The sequence below is a fragment of the Halorubrum halodurans genome, from assembly GCF_002252985.1.
Classification (GTDB): domain Archaea; phylum Halobacteriota; class Halobacteria; order Halobacteriales; family Haloferacaceae; genus Halorubrum; species Halorubrum halodurans.
Genome location: NZ_NHPJ01000030.1, coordinates 20175 through 40736 on the forward strand (window position 1 = coordinate 20175; position 20562 = coordinate 40736).

15 protein-coding genes are annotated in these 20562 nt (G+C 73.3%); 7 read left to right on the forward strand and 8 right to left on the reverse strand.

Annotated features, from left to right (window positions below; all coding sequences use genetic code 11):
- Window positions 1-30 precede the first annotated feature (30 nt).
- From DJ70_RS02840 to DJ70_RS17155, 4 genes are all read right to left on the reverse strand, one after another.
- Complete coding sequence (locus DJ70_RS02840; protein ID WP_394338446.1) at window positions 31-1806, reverse strand: type II secretion system F family protein; 1776 nt, start codon at window positions 1804-1806, stop codon at window positions 31-33.
- A gap of 209 nt (window positions 1807-2015) precedes the next feature.
- Window positions 2016-3884 carry an ATPase, T2SS/T4P/T4SS family gene (locus DJ70_RS02845; protein ID WP_094529944.1) on the reverse strand — a complete coding sequence of 623 codons (1869 nt, stop codon included), beginning with the start codon at window positions 3882-3884 and terminating at the stop codon, window positions 2016-2018.
- A gap of 89 nt (window positions 3885-3973) precedes the next feature.
- Window positions 3974-4462, reverse strand: a complete 489-nt coding sequence (locus DJ70_RS02850; RefSeq protein ID WP_094529946.1) for a DUF7311 family protein — start codon at window positions 4460-4462, stop codon at window positions 3974-3976.
- A gap of 51 nt (window positions 4463-4513) precedes the next feature.
- Window positions 4514-5035, reverse strand: coding sequence for a DUF7310 family coiled-coil domain-containing protein (locus DJ70_RS17155; RefSeq protein ID WP_179233933.1), 522 nt, complete (start codon window positions 5033-5035; stop codon window positions 4514-4516).
- Between the two features lie 75 nt (window positions 5036-5110).
- Between DJ70_RS17155 and DJ70_RS02860 the strand changes: the two genes are divergently transcribed.
- Both DJ70_RS02860 and DJ70_RS02865 read left to right on the forward strand, forming a co-directional pair.
- Complete coding sequence (locus DJ70_RS02860) at window positions 5111-6190, forward strand: tubulin/FtsZ family protein (protein WP_094529948.1); 1080 nt, start codon at window positions 5111-5113, stop codon at window positions 6188-6190.
- Window positions 6191-6290: 100 nt separating this feature from the next.
- Window positions 6291-6989: a phosphoglycerol geranylgeranyltransferase gene (locus DJ70_RS02865; RefSeq protein ID WP_094529950.1), complete on the forward strand. Its 699-nt coding sequence runs from the start codon at window positions 6291-6293 to the stop codon at window positions 6987-6989.
- Between the two features lie 27 nt (window positions 6990-7016).
- Here DJ70_RS02865 and DJ70_RS02870 read toward each other — a convergent pair whose 3' ends face one another.
- A complete protein-coding gene (locus DJ70_RS02870) occupies window positions 7017-7652 on the reverse strand; it encodes a riboflavin synthase (RefSeq protein ID WP_094529952.1) in 636 nt (211 codons plus the stop codon).
- A gap of 95 nt (window positions 7653-7747) precedes the next feature.
- Here DJ70_RS02870 and DJ70_RS02875 point away from each other — a divergent pair, with 95 nt between their 5' ends.
- Genes DJ70_RS02875 through DJ70_RS02885 form a run of 3 tightly spaced genes read left to right on the forward strand, consistent with a single transcriptional unit; the run spans window position 7748 to window position 11509 of the window.
- Complete coding sequence (locus DJ70_RS02875; RefSeq protein ID WP_094529954.1) at window positions 7748-8128, forward strand: response regulator transcription factor; 381 nt, start codon at window positions 7748-7750, stop codon at window positions 8126-8128.
- 1 nt (window position 8129) lies between these two features.
- Complete coding sequence (locus tag DJ70_RS02880) at window positions 8130-9341, forward strand: HEAT repeat domain-containing protein (protein ID WP_179233934.1); 1212 nt, start codon at window positions 8130-8132, stop codon at window positions 9339-9341.
- Window positions 9341-11509 (forward strand): glycosyltransferase family 2 protein, encoded by a 2169-nt coding sequence (locus tag DJ70_RS02885; protein WP_094529969.1) that lies wholly within the window; start codon window positions 9341-9343, stop codon window positions 11507-11509. Before DJ70_RS02880 ends, DJ70_RS02885 begins: the two co-directional genes overlap by 1 nt.
- Window positions 11510-11892: 383 nt before the next feature.
- Here the strand turns inward: DJ70_RS02885 and DJ70_RS02890 are convergent, their stop codons facing one another.
- Window positions 11893-13098 carry a GAF domain-containing sensor histidine kinase gene (locus DJ70_RS02890; protein ID WP_394338445.1) on the reverse strand — a complete coding sequence of 402 codons (1206 nt, stop codon included), beginning with the start codon at window positions 13096-13098 and terminating at the stop codon, window positions 11893-11895.
- A gap of 116 nt (window positions 13099-13214) precedes the next feature.
- Here DJ70_RS02890 and DJ70_RS02895 point away from each other — a divergent pair, with 116 nt between their 5' ends.
- Entirely contained in the window at window positions 13215-15584 is a 2370-nt protein-coding gene (locus tag DJ70_RS02895; RefSeq protein ID WP_094529955.1) for a hypothetical protein, read from the forward strand.
- A 32-nt stretch (window positions 15585-15616) separates the two neighbouring features.
- Here DJ70_RS02895 and glmS read toward each other — a convergent pair whose 3' ends face one another.
- Together glmS and DJ70_RS02905 are read right to left on the reverse strand one after the other, a co-directional pair.
- The gene (glmS, locus tag DJ70_RS02900) at window positions 15617-17440 is read right to left on the reverse strand and encodes a glutamine--fructose-6-phosphate transaminase (isomerizing) (protein WP_094529957.1); all 1824 of its coding nucleotides are present in this window, start codon (window positions 17438-17440) and stop codon (window positions 15617-15619) included.
- Between the two features lies 1 nt (window position 17441).
- Entirely contained in the window at window positions 17442-18620 is a 1179-nt protein-coding gene (locus tag DJ70_RS02905) for a sugar phosphate nucleotidyltransferase (protein ID WP_094529959.1), read from the reverse strand.
- A 106-nt stretch (window positions 18621-18726) separates the two neighbouring features.
- Between DJ70_RS02905 and DJ70_RS02910 the strand changes: the two genes are divergently transcribed.
- A partial coding sequence (locus DJ70_RS02910) for a bifunctional folylpolyglutamate synthase/dihydrofolate synthase (protein WP_094529961.1) occupies window positions 18727-20562 on the forward strand: 1836 nt, incomplete at its 3' end.

The window sequence follows — 20562 nt, forward strand, 5'->3', positions numbered from 1 at the left end:
GTCCGGCGGATCGCTTCCCGTCGCGACCGGCTACAACAACGCTCCCGCCCCGGCGAACGCGAGGAGGTACGTCGTCGTCGCGGTCGGCAGCGCGATCCCAATCCGGTACGCGACCAACGTCCGGTCGAAGCCCCGTTCGAGTCCGGTCCCCAGCCCGGTGAGTATCCCGGCGAGAAGGATCACGTAGACGCCGACGATCCGGCCGAGGACCGGCACCGACAGTCCCGTTCCCGCCGCCTCGCTCCCGCCCGACGGGGCCGATCCGGCGGGGTCGATCGCGAGGGGATCGCTCGCCATCGCGGCCGTGGTCTCCAGTCCGCCGGTACCGATCGCCTCGACTCCGGTCGCGAGCGCGACGGTCGCGCCGCCGACCAGCGGGGCGAACACCGCGGCGGTGTTCGTCAGCGTGCCCGTCACGGTCGCGAGCTGTCTCCGCGCGTCGCGTTCCAGCTCACGAAGCCGCTCGAGCTGGTCCGCGAGTTCCAACAGCACGTCCCCGGCCGGCCGTCCCTCCCGCGCGGCGACCGCCAGCAGGGCGACGGTCCCCTGAACCCTCGGAGAGGGAACCGTCGCCGCCGGTCCGCCGTCGCCCAGAAACGCCTCGCGGACGTCGACGCGGAGAGTGTCGCTGCGTCGCGCGGCGAGTCCGAAGACGTCGCCGGTCGCCCCGTCGAGCCTGTCGCCGGCGTTCGAGACCGCGCGCTCGACCGAGACGCCCTCGGCGACGTCCCCGCCGACGATCGTCATCGCGTCGGGGAGCGCGCCCTCGATCGCCGTGACCCTCGAGAGCACCGCCCGTCGCGGTCGCACGAGGACGACCAGCGCCGTCCCGATCCCGACGCCGACCGCAGCGATCGGGACCGCCCACGACGCGACGAGCGACCCCGAGATGACGCCGGCGACGGCGCCGGATCCGACGCCGACGGCGACCGCGTGGGGCCGTCTCTCCGGGACGTCGGGGTGGTCGCTCCCGATCGTCGGCGGCGGGAACGCGACGGGACGCTTCGAGAGGAGCCACGCGGCGGCCGCGAGGAGGCCGACGGGCAGTGCCATCAGGTAGATGCCGGCGACGGCCGACGGAGGGACGGGCACGCCCGAGGCGGCCGCGGCCGGAAGCAACGCCACGAGCGCCAGGGGGAGGAGCACGCCGAAGGCGTACAGCGCCGACACCGGTCCCTGGACGTCCCCGACGAACTCGGCCAGTCGCTCCGTCGTACCCGACAGCGTCGTCTCGAGCGCCCGGTCGAGACAGCGGCCGCGACGCTCCGCCGGCGCGGCCGCCGCCGTCCGGACGAGCGTCGACGCCCGTTCGATCGCCGGAAACCACGCTCCCCACTCGCGGGCGAACTCCCGGAGCCCGCTCGTCGGCCCGTTGACGCAGCGGCGTTCGTGTCGGAGCAGGTTCTCCGCGAGCGGTCCGCGGCCGGTTCGGGCGGCGAACCGCACCGCGCGCTCCGTCGACGGGTCGAGACGCATCCGGAGGACGAGGCGTCCGACGAGTCCGGGGGTCGCTCCGAGCGCGCGGGTTCGTCGGAGCGTCGCGAGCCACACCGGTCCCCGGTGGACCGCGTGGGTCGCCGCGAGCCCGCCCGCGACGCCCGCGAGCGACCCCGAGACGCTTCCGACGAGGAACGTGCCGACGACGGCGAGACAGAGTCCCGTGCCGACGCCGACGCGATGTCCCGTCGCGATCACTCGTCCGGCCGTCCACTCCCACTCGAGGAACGCGACCGCTCGCCGAAGCTCGTCGGATCCCGACCGGGCCGCGCCGTTCCCGTCGCCCGCGACCGCGGCGACGGCAGCCAGCACGACCTCGGCAGCGGACCCGTCGCCGGCGTCCGTGGCGGTCTCGCCGTCGTCGGCGCCCGCGGCGATCGATCCCTCGCCGGCCTCCTCCCCGTCATCCCGAGCGGTGGAGGTTCCGACCCCCGGAACGGACGCGTCCGCGCTCCGTTCCGGTCCGTCCCGTCGTCCGGAAGGAACGGTCCCCACGGGTCGACTCGAGCGCGGTTCGGTCACCGTCCCCACCCCGCGTAGCGGTCGGGCGTCGTCCGTCCGGTCATCGCAGCCGTGCGGATCCGCTCCTCGCGTCGGCCGATCGCCTCGCGAACGTCCGCGTACGACTCGCCGGTTTCGGCGAGGCCGTCGACGAGACGGCTCTCCCCTCTGTCGATCCGGCCGGTGGACGCGAGCCCGTCCGCCGTCCGATCGAACAGCGCGTCGAACCCCACCTCGTCGCCGTGGTCGGTCACCTCGACGAGCGTCTCGACCCGGCGATCGTCCAACATCACGAGGAGGTCGGTGGACGCGAACGACGATCGGGTCACGCCGAGGTCCGTGACGACCCGCTCGCGGACCGCCGCCGGGTCCTCGCCGTGGATCGTTCCGAGGACGGTCTCGCCGGCGGCCCCGACGCGCATCGCCTCGTACAGCGCCGTCGCCTCCCCGCCGCGCACCTCGCCGACGACCAGGGCCCCGCCGCCGAGCCGGAGCGCGGTCCGAACCCCCTCCGTCGGCGTCGGCTCCGCGCCGTCGCCGACGCGGAGCCGCTGAACGTCCCGGTCAGCGTCGGCGAGCGCCTCGGCGGGGAGTTCCGGCGTGTCCTCGATCAGGATCGCTCGCGCGTCGGGCGGGAGCTCCCACAGCAGCGATCCGAGCGCGGTCGTCTTGCCCGCCCCGCGGCCGCCGGCCACGAGCCCCGTGACGCCGCGCTCGACGGCGACGGAGAGGAGTCCGGCCGCCGCGGGCGGAAGCGTCCCGGCGTCGACGAGACGGGCGAGCGTCCACGCCTCCGGGTCGCCGCGGCGGAAGGTGAACGAGAGCCCGTCGCTCGCGGGCGCGGTCGTCGCCGCCACCCGGACCGTGCCCGACTCGGCCTCGACGGTCGCGTCGAGCGTCGGTGCCGCTCGGGAGAACGCCCGCCCGCTCGTTCGACGGAGCCGGGAGGCGAGCGTGGCGGCACCCTCCGGCGGCAGCCGGACGTTCGTGTGACAGCGCTCGCCGTCGAGGACGACCCGGAGCGGGTTCTCCGCGACCGGCGCGGAGAGGGTCGCGTCGCTGACGCGGTCGTCGGCGAAGACGTGTTCGAACGCGCCGTACCCGTGGGTGTGTCGACGGAGCGCGTCCGCGATCGCGTCGACCGGCTCGCCGGGGTTCGCGACCGCTCTGACCGCCCGACCGGGTGCCCGATCCCCGCCCCTCGGGTCCGCGAGCAGCCGCTCCTTCGCGGCGTCGAGCGTCTCGAACGCGTCCGCGTCGAACGCCGCCGTCGGCGGCGTGAGGTGGTACGTCCGGAGCGCGCCGGTTCCCTCGTAGAGCCTGACGGTCGCGCCCGTCTCGAGCTCCCACCGGTCGAGGAGCGTCGCTCCGGGCGGCGGGTCGGCGGCGACCCGCGTCGACGCCACCGTCGGGCCGACGTGCGCACGGAGCACGTCGGCCGTCCGGTCGATCCCGTCGACGGCCGACTCGAGCCCCGTCTCGGCGACGATCCGAGCGACCGGGCCCGCACGTCCGGCCGCCTCTCCGGCGGCCTCGACCGGCTCTCGGGCCACGCGGTCCGCGAGCCGGGTCTCGTGGAACTCGACGCGCTCGCGGAACCGCCCCGCGGCGAGCAGACACGCCGCCGCCCGTCCGGCGTACGCGCGTTCACGCCCCGCGTGTTCGGTCCGGACGACGTCCGCGTCGCGGTCGGCGAGCGCCCCGATCACGGCGCGTCGACAGGCCGGGCTCCGGGCGAGGTCGCCACGCCCCGGACAGCCGTTCGCGTCGACCGCGAGGACGACGCGGTCGTCGACGCCCGTTCCGACCGGCCGCTCGAACGACGCGTCACAGCCGCACTCGTCGTCGGTCCCGAACCGTCGGAGCGAGGCGAGAGCCAGGTTCATGCCGGCCGTGGCCGCGACATCGTACATAAGCGGTCGTCCGGCTCCCGGCCGGTTCCTCCGGCCCGCCCCGATCACTCGACTCGTCCCGGTCACCCGACTCGACCGATCCGGACCGTCGGTCCGTCGTCGTCGACCAGCCGCAGTTCGAGCGTCGACCCGCCGTCCGGGTCGAGTTCGATCGGTCCGTCGCGGAGGGCGATCCCGATCGCGTCCGTCGGCGGCGCGATCGGGAGCCGCCGGACCGATCCGTGTCGGATCCGATACGCGAGGACGATCCCGTCCGGGACGCGTCGCTCCCTCGCCGCGCCGGTTCGTCCCGGCTCCACGAGCGTGAGCCGGTCGACCGGGGCCGCGGCGAAGCCGGTCGGCGCGACCACGACGAGCGAGGTCCGCGCGGCGAGGTCCGGATCCCCGACCGCGACCGAGCTGGCCGCCAGGCCGCCCGCGGCGCGCTCGAGGCGGGTCGTCTCCGCGTCGAGTCGCTCGACGGTCGCGTCCCGCCTGGCGTCCTCGAGCGCCGGCATCGCGACGCCCAGGAGCGCGACCGCGAGGAGCACCGTCAGGACGACGCGGATCACGGCCGCTCGATCCCCTCGGCGACGCGCACGCGGCCGACCTCCGGACGGCCTCTACAGGGCCTCACGGAGCCGTTCGAGCGGGTTCGACGTCTCATCGGCGTCCCCGTCAGATCGGGACTCTCCAGCGTGCCCGTCCGACCGGAACTCCCCGGTGTCGTCAGGCACCGCCGCGTCGAGCGCGTCGTCGTCGTGGATCTCCCGGTTCTCGGCGTCCCCGTCCCCGGAGGCGCCGTCGTCGGCGGCGGTCTCCGGGCGCGCGTCCCTCCCGTCTCGCGCGGCGGTGGCCCGCGCGAGCGCCAGGTCGGCGCGCCGTTCGACCTCCCGGTTGACCGCGCGGATCGCGCCCGCGTACCCCCGAACGGCCTGCGTCGCGGCCTCGAGCTCCTCGATCCGCGTCTCGAGCGCGTCGATCCGCTCCGCCATCTCCTCGCGCTCCGCGTCGGCGGCCGCGCCCGCTTCGACCCCCGCGACCGACCGATCGGTTCCGGTGAGCGCCCGTTCGACCGCGGCGAGTCGCTCCTCGAGGTCGGCTCGGGCGGACGGCGACCCGTTCGCGTTCGTCTCGCTTGCCATGCCCCGCCTGGCCGCGGTCTCGTACTTAACTCGTCGGGGGAAAGAGTATTACTGTCAGCCCTCCATCGTGACTCCATGAAGGCCCTCCTCGTCGGCGTCGGACAGGCGGGCGGCAAGCTCGCGACCGCCCTCTCCGAGTTCGACGCGGGGATGGGGTTCGGCGCGGTCCGCGGCGCGCTCGCCGTCAACACCGCCGCGGCCGACCTCGACCCCCTCCCGCTCGATACGGTGCTCGTCGGACGGTCCCGCGTGAACGGTCACGGCGTCGGCGGCGACAACGAACTCGGCGCGGAGGTGATGGACGAGGACGCGGTCGAGGTGCTGGACGCGCTCGCCCCCCGGATGACCGCGGAGATCGAGGCGGTCGTCGTCGTCGCCGGCCTCGGCGGCGGCACCGGATCCGGCGGCGCGCCGGTGCTCGTCCGCGAGCTCTCGCGGGTGTACGACGTGCCGGTGTACGCGCTCGGCGTGCTGCCCGGTCGCGACGAGGGGGCGCTGTATCAGGTGAACGCCGGGCGGTCGCTGAAGACGCTCGTGCGGGAGGCCGACGCGACGATGCTCCTCGACAACGACGCCTGGCGGTCGGCCGGCGAGAGCGTCGAGGGCGGCTACGCCGCGATCAACGAGTCGATGGCGAAACGCGTCGGGCTCCTGCTCGCGGCCGGCGAGGCCACGCAGGGGGTCGGCGAGTCCGTCGTCGACACCAGCGAGGTGATAAACACCCTCCGGGCCGGCGGGATGGCGGCGGTCGGGTACGCCTCCTCGCCCGCCGCCGAGGATCCGGGCGAGAACGTCAACACGGTGACGAGCGCGGTCCGGAGCGCGGTGATGACCGGGCTCTCGCTGCCGAACGCCACCGACGCCGACGCCGGCCTCGTCGCGGTCGCGGGCGACCCGGACCGGATCTCCCGGAAGGGTGCCGAGAAGGCCCGCAAGTGGCTCCAAGAGGAGACGGGGTCGATGCAGGTCCGCGGCGGCGACTTCCCGCTGAACTCCGACCGGCTCGCGGCCGTGGTGCTGCTCGCGGGCGTCGAGCGTTCGAAACGGGTCGAGGAGTTCCTCGAGCGCGCGCGGCAGGCCGTTCGCGACGAGCCGGAGGCGAAGCCGGACCCCGCGGCGGCGTTCCACACCGACGAGCTCGACGACCTGCTGTGAGGCGGTCGGGGGCGACCGTCGCGGGCACCCTCCGACACGGATCGCCGCGCGTCGGGACGCTTCCGCACCTTTTTGGTTCCGCCCGGAGGAGAGTCGTCCGATGAGCCACCCGTGGGACGACTGGGACCACGTGCTGAAGGTCGACCCCGACAAGGACCTCTGTGACGGGGAGACCTTCGAGGACGTGTGCCGGACCGGGACCGACGCGATCGAGATCGGGGGAACCCTCGACGTCACCGCCGAGAAGATGACGCGGGTCATCGACGCCGCGGCCGAGTACGACGTCCCGCTCTATCAGGAGCCGTCGAACCCCGGCGTCGTCATCGACTCGCCGGCGCTCGACGGCTACCTCATTCCGACGGTGTTCAACGCCGGCGGCCCGTTCTGGATCACGGGCGCACACAAGGAGTGGGTCCGCATCGACGACCTCGACTGGGACCGGACCCACACCGAGGCGTACATCGTGATGAACCCCGACGCCTCCGTCGCGGAGCTGACGGACGCGAACTGCGACCTCACGGCCGACGACGTGGCGGCGTACGCCAAGGTCGCGGAACGCATGTTCGGCCAGGAGATCGTCTACCTGGAGTACTCGGGGACCTTCGGCGACACGGGGAAAGTCGCCGCCGCCGGCGACGCGCTCGACGACGCCACGCTGTTCTACGGCGGCGGGATCTCGGACTACGAGTCGGCGAACGAGATGGCGGCACACAGCGACGTGATCGTCGTCGGCGACCTCCTCCACGACGAGGGCGTCGACGCGGTTCGCGAGACGGTCCGGGGCGCGAAGGACGCCTGACGCGTCCCACGCGGCCGGGACGCCGACCTAGGCGTACCCGTCGAGCATGTTCTCGACGTACTTCGCGATCACGTCGACCTCCAGGTGGACCGGATCTCCCGCGGCCTTCTCCGAGAGCGTCGTCAACTCGTAGGTCGTCGGGATGATCGCCACGTCGAACTCGTCGTCGCGCTTCTCGGCGACGGTGAGCGATATCCCGTCGAGCGTCACCGACCCCTTGTCGACGAGGTAGCGGCCGTGACCCTCCGGGATCGCGAAGGTGAACCGCCAGTCCTCGCCGACCCGCTCGATCCCTCGAATCGCCGCCACCGTGTCGACGTGGCCCTGGACGACGTGGCCGTCGAACCGGCCGTCCGCGGGCATCGCGCGCTCGAGGTTGACCGCGTCGCCGGCGCGGAGGTCGCCGAGGTACGTCTTCGCGACCGTCTCCGCCGCGAGAAAGACCTCGAACCAGGCGTCCTCCCCGTCCCCGCCGGGAGTCGCGTCTCCGCCCGTCCCGAACTCCTCGACGGTCAGACAGACGCCGCTCACGCTTATCGACTGGCCGTGTGCGAGGCCGTCGAAGCCGTCGACCCCGTCGGCGGCGATCCGCAGCCGGAGGCCGTCGGCCGTCTCGGTTCGCGCCCGGACGGTTCCGGTTCCCTCGACGATGCCGGTGAACATACGCACCCTGGGGACGGCCGACTGATAGCCGTTCTGGGTTCGCGCGTCGACGGTCACCCGGTACTCTCAAGTCGTCGACGGTGCTCGTGTGCGACGTGTCCAGATCGGCGGTGATAGCCGACGACGACGAGTCGATCCGGTCGATCCTCCAGTACAAACTGTCGATGGCCGGGTTCGACCTCGACGTCTGTCGCGACGGTCGGGAGGCACGCGAGACGCTCGACGCGCCGGGCGTCGACCCCGACGTGGTCGTCCTCGACGTGATGATGCCGCGGCTGAAGGGGACCGACCTCCTTCGTGCGATCCGCCGGGGCGAACTCGCCGTCGACCCCGCCGTTCCCGTGGTCATGCTCACCTCGCGCGGCCGCGAGGAGGACGTGTTGACCGGGCTCGAAGCCGGCGCGGACGAGTACCTCACCAAGCCGTTCAGCCCGAACGAACTGCTCGCGCGCATCGAGAGGATCCTGGAGGAGTGACGTGTACGCCTCCGCGTCGCGAACCGTCGGCCTCTCGCCGGACCCGTGGGCGCCGGTCGGAACGGTCGGTCTCCCGCGGCTCGTCGTCTCGGTCGGGGCCGTCGTCCTCGGAGCGCTGCTCGTCTCGGCCGTCCTCGTCACGGTCGGCTACTCGCTTCTCGCGGCGCGGCGCCGGCGACGTCGCGAGCCGGTCCGGGCGGACCTCCGCTCCGAACTCCTCGAGCGGCTGTACGGCCGCGAGGACCCCGACTGGGAGCCGTGGGTCGCGTCGCTGTCGGCGGTCCACCGCGACGAGCTCGAGTCCGTCCTCGACGTGTACCTCCGCCGGCTCGAGGGGCGCGACGCGGAGCGGTTGGCGGAGCTCGGCGGCGCGCTCGGGATCCCGGAGCGGTCCCGCCGGACGATTCGCGAGGGGGGCTACTGGGAGCGCCTCGACGCGCTGACCTGGCTCGCCCTCCTCCGGGACCCGCCGGACCGCGACCTGCTCGAGGCACGCTGTACCGACACGCCGCGCGAGCGGGCGGCGGCGGTGCGCGTCCTGTACGCGAGCGACGCGGCCGACCTCGCGACGACCGGCGTCGACCTCCTCCTCGGCGACGACCCCGACGCCTTCTCGGTGTTCGGGATCGACACGCTGTACCGGGTCGGCGAGACCGATCCCGGACCGCTCTTCGACCGGGCCGCGGCCGAGTTCGACGAGTGGGACCCCGCGCTCCAACAGCAGGTGTTGTCCGTGACGGGCCACCTTCACACGGTCGTCGGCGACGCCGACCTCTCGTGGCTTCTCGAGGCGGTCTCGAGCCCCGAGGAGCGGGTCAGGGTCGCCGCGTGGCGCGCGCTCGCCGCCTACGGCTGGAACGTCCCGCTTCGCTCCGGGATCGACCCGACCGCGGTGACCGAGGACCCCTCGCCGGTCGTCCGGGCGAGCGCCTACCGGCTGCTCGGCGCCTGGGGGGATCCGGAGGCGCTGTCCGCGCTCCGGACGGTCGCGGCCGCGGAGCCCGACGGACGGACCCGCGTCGCGGCGGCCGAGGCCGTGTTGTCACACCGCGGTCGCGGGAACGGTCGGTCGCTCGAGCCCCCGGCGACCCTCGATGACGCGTGGGCGTGGGCCGTCGAACACGCGCGGTTCGACGACCGCGTCCGCGAGATCCCGCGACGGGGCGGCGTCGCGACCGGAAGCTCCCGGCGCGGGCGGGAGGGGTCGCCGTGATGACGGCCGTCGAGGACCTCGCGGTCGCGCTGGTCGTCGGCTCGGGCGTGTTCATCGTCGGCTACTATCTCCTCATCAACGCCGGATACCTCCTGATCCACGTCCTCGCGCTGTTCGAGCTGCGCGACAGCGTGCGCGAGTCCGAGTGGGACCCGCCGTTCCGCCCGTTCGACAGCCCCTTCTATCCCGGCGTCGCGATGGTCGTCCCGGCGTACAACGAGGCGGCGACCATCGTCGAGAGCGTCCGGTCGATGCTGACGCTGAACTACCCGGACCAGGAGGTCGTCGTGGTCAACGACGGCTCGACGGACGCCACGATGGACCGGCTCCGCGAGGCGTTCGAGTTGGAGCGGGTCGAGGCGGCGATACCCTACGACGTGCCCGCCGAGCCGATCCGCGGAGTGTACCGCTCGACGCGACACGAGGACCTGCTCGTCGTCGACAAGGAGAACGGCGGGAAGAGCGACGCCCTCAACGCGGGACTGTGGCTCACCGACCAGCAGCTGTTCTGTGCGGTCGACTCGGACACGGTCCTCGACCGGAACGCCCTGTTACAGATCGTTCGCCCGTTCCTCGAGGAGCCGGAGAAGGCGGTCGCGAGCGGCGGGACGATCCGGGTCGCGAACGACTGCGTCGTCGAGGACGGCGAGATCCAGGAGATCAACCTCCCGCGAACCGGGCTGCCGGGGATCCAGGTGATGGAGTACCTCCGGGCGTTCTACTCGGGGCGGCTCGGGTTGAGCCGGCTCAAGGGGCTGGTGCTCATCTCCGGGGCGTTCGGCGTCTTCCGCACCGACCGGGTCCGCGAGATCGGCGGCTACCGCCACGACACGGTCACCGAGGACTTCGACGTGGTCGTCCGGCTCCACCGCTACCTCTCCGACGCGGAGGTGGAGTACACGGTGGAGTTTCTCCCGGAGCCGGTCGCGTGGACCGAGGTGCCGTCCGACCTGCGCGTCCTCGGTCGGCAGCGACGCCGGTGGTACCGCGGGATGCTGGAGACGGTCGTCGCCAACCGGGGCGTGTTCTTCAGGCGGCGGTACGGCCGCGTCGGCACCGCGATCCTGCCCTTCTTCACCGCCGCGGAGGCGCTCGGCCCGCTCATCGAGGGGTTCGGCTACGTCCTCCTCCCGTTGGCGTGGTACTTCGGGATCCTGAACGTCGAGTTCTTCCTGCTGTTCCTGCTGTTGACCGTCGGGGTCGGCGTCTTCCTCTCGTGGTTCGGCGTGTTCAGCGAGGTGTGGAGCTTCAACCGCTACGAGGACCCTCGCGACGTGCTCCGGCTGCTGTGGTACGGCGTCCTCGAGAACTTCGGCTACCGCCAGTGGAAGACCGCGGTCGCCTGGCACGGGCTCGTCGAGTTCCTCCGCGGCGAGCGCTCCTGGGGCGTGATGGAGCGGCGCGGGTTCGGCGGGACGGCGGACGACCCGGCCGACGGGGCGACCGCCGGCACCGCCGCGGCCGCCGCGGATCCTCCGGCAATGTCGGCCGACGCGGACGTCGACCCGACCGGCTCCGGGTTCGTGTGGATCGACCGCTTCGCCGACGACCTCCCCGATCCGGCCGACTCCGGGTTCGTGTGGATCGACGAGCTGGTCGAGGCGCCCGACACGGACGGACTCCGCTGGATCGCGCGGATCGCGGGCGCGGACGTCTCCGCGGAGGCTGGGTCGTCCGCGGAGGCTGGGTCGTCCGCGGAGGCTGGGACGCCCGCGACCGGCGAGACGGGATCGCCCGCGCGGATCGTCGGGGGAGCAGTCGGCGGCTTCCTTCGGACGCCGGACCCGAGAGACGGGATGGGCGACGGCGGGTTCGTCTGGGCTGCCGACTTCTCGCTCGGCGTGGGGGACGGCGGGTTCGTCTGGACCACGGACCCCTCCGAGGGCGTGGGTGACGGCGGCTTCGTCTGGGTGCTCGGAGCCGACGGCGATCCCGCCGCCGGCCGCCTCGTCGCGACGACGGACTTCTCGCTCGGCGTGGGGGACGGCGGGTTCGTCTGGACCACGGATCCGAGCGACGGGGTGGGCGACGGCGGGTTCGTCTGGACGCGCGAGTTCGCCGACGGGGCGGGTTCAGACGGCTACGTCTGGGTGGTCGACGGGACGGGATCGGTCGATGGCGGGATCGGCCCGTTGGGCGCCGGGATCGATGACGGAGACAGCAGATGATACGACGTCTTCGCGATCGATCGGCTCGATCGGTACGGGATCGTTGTCGGCGCGGTGAACGCCGCCAAATTCCCAGCCACTCGGCTCTACGATGTAGAGAGTACGACTACGGAGACCGCCGCCAAAGCCCCCAGTCGCGAGGCGCTACGCGCCTCTGGAAGCCGCGGTTCCGCCGCCGGCGACTGCCCCGTTGAGTTCCGCCCAACCGTCCCGCGATCGCACCTCACGCCTCCCCAGCCTCGTCGCTCGCGCTCTCCGAGCGCTCGCGACGTCCCTCGCGGGCTCCTCGCGCCCGTCGGGCGCTCGGAGGCGCGCCACCGCAACGATGCCTCTCACGTACCCAGTACTCGGTCTCTCGACGTGATCTCAAGCGTCCGGACGACCTAGCCGTCCAGCTCCTCGTGGACCGGCTCCGCGGCGTTGAGGTCGGTCACGCGGAAGGCGGTCCCCTCGGCCGAGGTGTCGACCGCGAGGTCCCACCCGTGTCCGGAGACGACCCGGAGGACGACCAACAGCCCGAGTCCGAACGACTTGACGTTCTCCGCGTCGGCGTCGGCGAGCGCGGCCTCGACCGCCGGGGGCAGTCCGGGGCCGTCGTCGGCGACGACGAACCCGTGGTCGTCGCCCGAGACGGTCACCGAGACGTCCGGGCCGCCGTGCTCGACCGCGTTGCGGAACAGGTTCTCGAGGAGTCGCTGGAGCCGCCCCGCGTCGGCGAGGACGGTCGTTCCGGGGTCGACGTCGACCGACAGCGCCGCGTTCCGGGTCCGCACCGTCTCCCAGGCGTCCCGGACGAGCGCCTCGAGGTCGACGCGCTCGCGTTCGCCCACGTCCGCGCCCTCCTTCGCCAGCATCAGACACTCCGCGATCATCGTCTCCATGCGGCCGAGCGAGCTCTGAACCCGCGAGAGGAACGCCGCGGTCTCGCCGGTCGCCTCCTCACGTGCCAGCTCCGTGAACCCGATCGCGGCCGCGAGCGGGTTCCGGAGGTCGTGGGCGACGATCCCGGTGAACTCGTCGAGGCGGTCGTTCTGTTCGCGCAGCTCGGCGTAGTGTTTCTCGCGTTCGAGCTCGTGGCTCACCCAGTCGGCCAGCACCGAGACGAAGTCGCGCTCCTCGTCGGTCAACGGCTCCACGCGCGGGTCCGGGTCGGAGAAACACAGCGTCCCGTACGTCTCCCCGTCGATCCAGACGGGCGCGCCCACGTAACAGCGCAGTCCGGTCGTCTCGCGGGCGCGGTCGTCGCGGTACGGGCTGTCCTCGACGTTCGCGAACCCCACCGGTTCGCCGCCGTCGACGACGTGGCGACACCACGTCTCGTCCAGGTCGACGGTCCCGCCGGCGGCGTACGGCCCGGACTCGATGTTCGTGGCGATCACCTCGTAGCGTCCCTCGGCGGTGTACGAGAGGACGCCGTTGTCGACGCCGAGGTACTCGCGGCCGACCTCGATCGCCTCCCGGATCCGCCCCTCGGTCGTGAGGTCGGCGTCGGCCAGCTCGAGGAGGGTCCTGAAGGGGTTGGCGCGACCGGGTTCGTCGGGGTCGGGACGGGCACGGTCGGGGTCGTCGCGTGCGGGATCGGTGGTCATGATCGGTGTCGGACGGGTCGTGGTCGACGTTGTCGTCGCCGGCAGATAAAACCGGGCCGCTCGGCGACGCCTCACGCCGGGAGCAGGGTTTTCCCTCCCGAGCGAGTGGGTTCCCCGTGAACAGACGCGCGTTCCTCGGCAGGGTGGGTGCCGCCGGCGCGGTCGGGACGGCCGGCTGCGGGTTCCGTGCCGGGACGGACGGCGACGGGGACGGACCCGACGAGGGGGACGGGAGCGCCCCCGACGACGCCGAGGCCGGCGACGACGGGACGGCCGACGACCCGCCCGACGGCCCCGACCGCCGCTTCCGGGTCGTCGACGACGGCTTCGCGGTCTCCGTCGACGGTGGCTCCTTCGAAGCGCTCGTCCCCCGCGGGGTGAACCTCGGGATGGCGAAGCCCGGTCGCTTCCCCGGCGAGGCGGCGATCACCCGCGCCGAGTACGACCGCTGGCTCGCATGGATGGGGGAGCTGAACGTCAACGTCGTCCGGGTGTACACGGTCCACCCGCCGGCGTTCTACCGCGCGCTCGCCGCGTACAACCGGGAGCACGCGGACCCGATCTACCTCCTCCACGGCAACTGGATCGGCGAGGAGCTCCTGGCCCACGCCGGCGACGCGTTCGCGCTCTCCGCGGAGTTCGACCGGTCGCTCCGGCAGGTCGTCGACGTCGTCCACGGCGAGACGACGATCGACCCCGAACCCGGCCACGCCAGCGGGACCTACGACGCCGACGTGAGCGACGCCGTCCTCGGCTATATCGCCGGGATCGAGTGGCCGCCGACCGTCGTCGCCGAGACGAACCGGGCGAACGATCCCGGCCCGTACGACGGCGAGTACCTCGCCTCGACGGTCGACCGACCCTTCGAACGCTGGCTCGCCGAGCGGCTCGACCGGGCGGTGGCCCACGAGGTCGACGCGTACGGGACCCAACGCCCGGCGGCGTTCACGAACTGGGTGACGACCGACCCGCTCTCGCACCCCTACGAGCCGTTCGAGATGGAGGACGCGGTCGCCGTCGATCCCGACGCGATCGTCGCGACCGACGCCAACGACGCGGGCACGTTCGCGGCGTACCACGTCTACCCGTACTACCCGCCGCTGCTCAACGAGACGCCGGAGTACGCGAGCTACGTCGACCATCGCGGCGAGCCCAACAGCTACGCCGGCTACCTGAACGACCTGGTCGGCGCGACCGACCACCCGCTCGTCGTCGCCGAGTTCGGCGTCCCCTCCTCGCGGGGGATCGCCCAGCGACACGTCCACGGGCGCGACCAGGGCCGCTACACCGAGACCGAGCAGGGGGAGATCGTCGCGGCGATGTACGAGGACGTCCGCGAGGTCGGCGCGGCCGGCGGCCTCGTCTTCAGCTGGCACGACGAGTGGTTCAAGCGGACGTGGAACCTCGCCGCGCTCTCGGACCCGAACCGCCGGCCGGAGTGGTCGAACGTCCAGACGCCCGAACAGGGGTTCGGCCTGCTCACGTTCGACCCGGCCGACGCGGTCCCGCTCGACGGCTCCGCCGACGCGTGGGCCGACGCGACCGCGGCGACGCCGGCGGACCCGCCCGTCCGGTTCGACGACGGGGGCGACGGGAGCGCCGCGGACGACGCCCGCGAACTGACCGCGCTCCGGGTCACGAGCGACGCCGCGTACCTCTCGATCCGCCTCGAGTTCGCCGATCTCGGCGACGGTGCGGGCGTCGACGACGCCCCCGACTGGGACCGCGTCAACTACCTCCTCACGCTCGGGCTGACCGGTCGGGGCGGGGTACAACTCCCCCACGGCGTCGACGCGACCTCGGCGTCCACGGACTTCGTCGTCCGGCTCGGCGGCCCGGACGACTCGCGGGTGACGGTCCACCCGCGATACGACGCGTTCGCCTACCTGTACGGCGCGGAGGCCGGCCTCGATCTCGACTCCTACCGAAACCCCGACCCCGGCGCGTTCGCGCCGATCCGGATGACGATCGGTCGCGGGTACACGGTCCCGCCGACCGGCGAGCGGGTCCCGTTCCAGTCGGTCGAGACGGGAGCACTGCGATACGGCAACGGCAACCCCGACTCGCCCGAGTACGACTCGCTCGCGGACGTCCACGTCTCGCCGTCGACGGACGCGATCGAGGTCCGGCTCCCGTGGCTGCTCCTCAACGTCGCCGACCCGAGCCGACGCCGCCGGCTCGGCGACCTCTGGAGCGACGGGGTCGACGAGTACGAGCCGTTCGAGGCGATCGACGTCGCCGCCGCCTCCTACGTGCCGGCCGGGGACGGCGACGCCGGATCCGGGGACGACGGCGGAGGGACCGAAGCCGCCGCCGAGCCGATCGACTCGCGGCCGACGAACCTCGCACACGCGGTCCCCGGAGTCGAGGGCGACCGGCTCCGCACGGTCGAATACGTCCCGCCGACGTGGGACGAGCCGGCGTACACGGAGCGGCTCAAGGAGTCGGCGGAGTACCTCCGAGAGACCTTCGGCCGGTACGGCTGAGGCGGGGAGCGCGGGCGAGTGTCACGTCCGCGCTACTCGACCGTGACGCTCTTCGCGAGGTTGCGCGGTCGGTCGATCGGCCTGCCCTTCTCGTCGGCGACGTGGTAGGCGAACAGCTGCCAGTAGACGTTCGCGACGAGCGGCTCGAGCACGCCGGCCGCGGGGACGGGCAGGTCGACGTCGAGGTGCGTCGGGTCGGCCGCGACCTCGCCGTCGCCGTCGGCGGTCGTCGCGCCGATCACCGGCGCCCCCCGTGCCTGGACCTCCTTGACGTTGTTGAGCGTCTCGTCCGGGCGGGAGCCGTCGGTCAGCAGCGCCAACACCGGCGTCTCGTCGGTGACGAGCGCGAGCGGCCCGTGTTTGAGCTCGCCGGCGGGGAACCCCTCCGCGTGGTCGTAGGAGATCTCCTTCAGCTTCAACGCGCCCTCGAGCGCCACCGGGTGGCCGAACCGGCGGCCGACGAAGAAGAACGCGTCGCTGTCGGCGTACTCGCGGGCGACCTCGCGGATCCGGTCCTCGCGGTCGAGGACGCCCTGGACCGCGTTCGGGAGCCTCCGGACGGACTCGAGCAGCTCGCGAGCCCGCGCGTACGACAGCGACCCGCGGGCGCGACCGATGCGGACCGCGAGCAGCGTGAGCGTCGCCACCTGGGAGGCGAACGTCTTCGTCGCCGCCACGCCGATCTCCGGGCCGGCGCGGATGAACACGCTGTCGTCGGTCTCGCGGACGATCGTGCTGCCGAGCGTGTTGGTGACCGCGAGCGTCCGCGCGCCGGCGCGTTTCGCCCGCCGGATCGCGGAGAGCGTGTCGGCGGTCTCGCCGCTCTGTGTCACCGCGACCACGAGCGTGCGCCAGGGGTCGCGGCCGCCGTCGAACTCGTACTCGCTCGCGACCTCCACCGTCGTCCGGACGTCGACGACCGACTCGAGCAGTTCGGCGGCGTACCGCCCCGCGTAGTTGGAGGTGCCGCAGGCGACGATCTGGATCTCCTCGATCGAGTCGACGTACTCGCTCGGGAGGTCGACGTCGACGTCGACGGTCCCGTCGTCGGCGTCGATCCGCCCGGAGATCGTCTGGCGGAGCGCCCGCGGCTGCTCGTGGATCTCCTTTAACATGTAGTGGTCGTAGCCGCTCTTCTCGGCGGCGTCCGCCTCGTACTCGAGCGTCTCGACCGGCGGCTCGATCGCCTCCCCGTCGCGGTACAGCGACAGCCCGTCCTCGCCGAGGACCGCGAAGTCGCCGTCCTCGACGTAGGTCACCTCGCGGGTGTGCTCGAGGAAGGCGGTCACGTCACTGGCGAGGAAGGTCCCGTCCGCCGCGTGGCCGACGACGAGCGGGCTGTCGCGGCGGGTCGCGTACACCTCGTCGACGCCGGCGATCGTCACGACGACCGCGTAGGTCCCCTCGAGGCGCTCGATCGCGGCCTCGACGGCCGCCCGCGGCTCCGCGCCCGCGTCGAGTTCCGCCTCGATCAGGTGCGGCACGACCTCCGTGTCGGTGTCGCTCGTGAACGCGTGGTCCGACAGCTCCTCGCGGAGCGCGTCGTAGTTCTCGATGATCCCGTTGTGGACGACGGCGACCCGGCCGGTGCAGTCCGTGTGCGGGTGCGCGTTCTCGTCCGTCGGCGGGCCGTGCGTCGACCACCGAGTGTGGCCGATCCCCCGCGTGTGGTCGGTCGACTCGGGGAGGATCCCCTGGAGCTCGCTCACCTCGCCGGACGTCTTGTACACCGAGAGCGCGTCGTCGGTGAGCGCGACCCCCGCGGAGTCGTACCCGCGGTACTCCAGGTTCGAGAGGCCCGAAGAGAGGATCGGCAGTGCGGGCCGGTCGCCGACGTAGCCGATGATCCCACACATGTTACCCCCTCCGTACCGTCACGCCGTCCTCTACCCGTCCGCTCACCGACGCGCCGTCGCCGACGACGGCGTCGGTGCCGAGGACGGTCCCCGGCGCGAGCGCCGCCGCGCCGCCGACGCTCGCGTCGTCGCCGACGACCGCGCCGAGCCGCACGTCCTCGTGTAGCTCGCCGGCGACGGCGACGGTCGCGGTCCCGCCCCGGACCGTGGCGTTCGCGCCGACGTCCGCGCCCGCGCCGACGACGCAGTCGCGGAGCACCGCGCCGGCCTCGACGGTCGCGTCCGGGAGGACGACGGAGCGCTCGACGGTCGCGTTGGGGTCGATCCGGGCGTTCGCGCCCACCGTCGTCCCCGCGGCGACGACCGCGCCGCGACCGACGGAGGCGGTCGGCGCGACGACGCACCGGTCGTCGACGCCCGCGCCGGGTGCGAGCGTCCCGTCGACGGCCCCGCCGTCGCGGTCGAGCACGTCGTCGGTGACCGCGAGCAGGTCCCAGAGGTACGAGACGTCGTGCCAGCCGCCGTCGTACCTGACGGCGCGGACGCCGCCGTCGTCGACGAGCCGGGCGACGGTGTCCGGCAGCTCGTACTCGCCCTTCTCGGACGGTTCGGTGTCGCGGACTGCGTCGAACACCGCCGGCGTGAACGCGTACACGCCCGCGTTGATAACCTCGGAGTCCGCTCTCCGCGGGGGTTTCTCGACGATCGTCTCGACGCGCCCGCCGCGCACCGTCACGACCCCGTACGCCCGCGGTCGATCGCTTCGGGTCACCGCCATCGCGGCCGCCTCGTCGCCGTCGGCGAGGGCGTCGCGGACGTCCGCGACCGCGGCGGGCTCGACGATCCGGTCCCCGTTCAACACGAGGAACGACCCGTCGACGTGGGGTTCGGCCTGCGAGACCGCGTGCGCGGTGCCGAGCCGTTTCTCCTGGACGACGTACCGGATCGAGACGTCCCAGTCGTCGCCGTCGCCGAAGTGGGTCTGGATCCGCTCGCGCTCGTACCCCACGACGAGGACGAACTCCTCGACGCCGGCCGCGCTCGCGGCCTCGATCACGTACTCGAGGAGCGGCTTGTTGGCGACCGGGACCATCGGCTTCGGCCGCCGGTTCGTCAGCGGACTCAGCCGCCGTCCCGCCCCGGCGGCGAGGACGACGGCCGTCGTCGGTCGGTCGGACATGTCGGATTCGAACCGTCCAACGGACTTGAAGGGTGGTGGTCGCCGCGCGCTCGCGGACTCAGTCGGGTCCGGTACGCCTAAACGACCCGGAGACGACCCACGGCGTATGTACTACCACGAGGCGGCGAACTTCCTGTTCGACCTCCGTCGCTTCTCGGTCAAGCCCGGCACCGAGCGCGTCGCGGCGCTGCTCGACCGGCTGGGAAACCCCGAGGCCGACCTCCCGTGCGTCCAGATCGCGGGCTCGAACGGCAAGGGGAGCACGGCGCGGATGGTCGAGTCGGTCCTGCGGGAGTCCGGGCTCTCCGTCGGGCTCTACACCTCGCCGCACCTCGCCGCGCTCACGGAGCGGGTCCGCGTCGACGGCCGGCCCATGACCGACGCGGCGGTCGTCGACTTCGTCGAGGAGGCGAAGCCGTGGCTCGTCGAGCGGGCCGCGGGCGGCGAGCCGCTCACGTTCTTCGAGGTGATCACGGCGATGGCGCTCCACGACTTCGCGCGCCGCGACGTCGACGTCGTCGTCCTCGAGGTCGGCCTCGGCGGCGAGTACGACGCGACCAGCGCCGTCGACCCCGTCGCGACCGCGGTGACGAACGTCTCGCTCGAGCACACCGCGGTCCTCGGCGACACGATCGGGGAGATCGCCCGCACCAAGTCGCGGATCGCCCGCCCCGACGCCCCGATGGTCACGGCCTGCTCGGGCGAGGCCCTGCGGGTCGTCCGCGAGGTCGCCGGGGAGGCGGGCGCGCCCGTGACGCGGGTCACGGGTCCCGGCGGCGCGGGCGGCGGCGACGCGGGCGGTGAGGACGCGGACGGTGACGCCGCCGAGGGCGGTGAGGACGACGCGGACGGTGACGCCGCCGAGGTCGACGACGCTGGCGACGAGGTCGACGACGCGAACCCCCCGGACGGCGACCTCGACCCCGCGATCGACGCGAGCTACGGGGGGCGCGTGAGCGCGACGGACGCCGAGGTGACCTTCGCCGGCGAGTCGGCCGGGACCTACCGGATCCCGCTCGTCGGGAGACATCAGGCGACCAACGCCGCGGTCGCGGCGGCGCTGGCGCGCAGAACGCTCGACGCGCTCGACGAGGGCGACGCAGGAGACGGGGAGGCCGTCGGGTCCTTCGACCGGGCGCTCGCGGACGGGCTGGCGCGGGCGACGTGGCCCGGCCGGTTCGAGGTCGTCGACACGGGGCCGCTGACCGTCCTCGACGGCGCGCACAACCCCGCGGCCTGCGCGACGCTCGCGGAGACGCTCGCGGAGTACGACTACGCGGACCTCCACCTCGTGTACGCCGCGATGCACGACAAGGACCACGCCGGCGCGGTCGGCGCGCTCCCGGCCGCGGCGACCGCGATCGCCTGCCGGCCCGCGCTCGACCGCGCCGAGGACCCGGCGGTGCTCGCGGCGGCGCTCCGGTCGGCGGGCGTCGGCGACGTGACGGAGGGCGACGACGTCGCCGACGCGGTCGCGGCGGCGACCGAGCGCGCCGACGCGGACGACTGCGTCCTCGTCGTCGGCTCGCTGTTCGCGGTCGCGGAGGCGCGCGCGGCGCTGTACCGAACCGTGACCCCGAAATCGATCGACGGCCCGGCGGACGCGGCTCGCGCGCGAGACGGGGTCGACCACCGCACCTGCTCGCTCCGGCTCCGCGGCGACCGCGCGAACCGGGTCGCGGCGACGCTCCGGACGGTCGGCGGGGAGGCGGCCGTCGGCGGGGTCGGCTCGACGGGCGACGGCGGCGACGTCGACGGCGGCGGCTCCGCGGGCGGCGAGCTCTCGCCGGTCACGCTCGCCGGCTCTCTCGCCGAGTTCCGGGAGCTGTGCGACCGGCTCGAGGTCGCGGGCGGCGGCCTCGCGGGCGTCGCTGCCGACCTCCGGGAGCGGCTCGGGATCGGCCGGGGATCGGCCGGGGATCCCGCCGCGGGGGCTGCCGGG

What these genes read in the sequence shown, in the direction of transcription:
- DJ70_RS02845 (WP_094529944.1), bottom strand. Translation starts at nt 3,884, where the DNA reads ATGAACCTGGCTCTCGCCTCGCTCCGACGGTTCGGGACCGACGACGAG.
- DJ70_RS17155 (WP_179233933.1), bottom strand. Translation starts at nt 5,035, where the DNA reads ATGGCAAGCGAGACGAACGCGAACGGGTCGCCGTCCGCCCGAGCCGAC.
- DJ70_RS02860 (WP_094529948.1), top strand. Translation starts at nt 5,111, where the DNA reads ATGAAGGCCCTCCTCGTCGGCGTCGGACAGGCGGGCGGCAAGCTCGCG.
- DJ70_RS02865 (WP_094529950.1), top strand. Translation starts at nt 6,291, where the DNA reads ATGAGCCACCCGTGGGACGACTGGGACCACGTGCTGAAGGTCGACCCC.
- DJ70_RS02870 (WP_094529952.1), bottom strand. Translation starts at nt 7,652, where the DNA reads ATGTTCACCGGCATCGTCGAGGGAACCGGAACCGTCCGGGCGCGAACC.
- DJ70_RS02885 (WP_094529969.1), top strand. Translation starts at nt 9,341, where the DNA reads ATGACGGCCGTCGAGGACCTCGCGGTCGCGCTGGTCGTCGGCTCGGGC.
- DJ70_RS02890 (WP_394338445.1), bottom strand. Translation starts at nt 13,098, where the DNA reads ATGACCACCGATCCCGCACGCGACGACCCCGACCGTGCCCGTCCCGAC.
- glmS (WP_094529957.1), bottom strand. Translation starts at nt 17,440, where the DNA reads ATGTGTGGGATCATCGGCTACGTCGGCGACCGGCCCGCACTGCCGATC.
- DJ70_RS02905 (WP_094529959.1), bottom strand. Translation starts at nt 18,620, where the DNA reads ATGTCCGACCGACCGACGACGGCCGTCGTCCTCGCCGCCGGGGCGGGA.